The organism is uncultured Pseudoteredinibacter sp. (genome assembly GCF_947502065.1).
Lineage (GTDB): Bacteria > Pseudomonadota > Gammaproteobacteria > Pseudomonadales > Cellvibrionaceae > Pseudoteredinibacter.
This window is the reverse complement of the sequence record NZ_CANMYE010000033.1, coordinates 1-412: the sequence shown is the minus strand read 5'-3', so window position 1 is coordinate 412 and position 412 is coordinate 1. Positions and strand designations below refer to the sequence as shown.

Genomic DNA, 412 nt, shown 5'->3' with positions numbered 1-412 from the left:
AACACGGTATCTTCAGGACCAGGGTTCGGTGTTGGATCTGGGTGTGGACCTGGGCCTGGAGGTGTACCTGGGCTGGTTTCATCGTGGATGGTGGTTTCCACATTGTCCGTGCTGTTGGTGACCGCTTCATAAGCCGTGGTAATCGCGCCAGCAATGGTGCTGTTTGCACCCAAACTCACGTTGTAGGTTTCTTCATCGTCCGAGATCAGATCGTCGGTCGCGTCCACCTGGAACACTTGGCCAATGGTCACGTTCTGAGTAGCGTTGTCGTAATCCGCAGCGCTGGCAGTGCCACCGCCAAAGGTAACATCAACAGTGCCCGCCGCTGGGCTGGCAATTTCATTACCGGCTGGATCCAAAGCGATCACTTTGTAGTAAGCCGCACCGCCTTCGTTGGAATCGTTCTCGCTGC

1 protein-coding gene is annotated in these 412 nt (G+C 55.8%); it reads right to left on the bottom strand.

Going from position 1 to position 412, the window contains the following annotated elements; translation table 11 throughout:
* A partial coding sequence (locus Q1A41_RS20240) for a hypothetical protein (RefSeq protein ID WP_299982968.1) occupies positions 1-412 on the bottom strand: 412 nt, incomplete at both ends.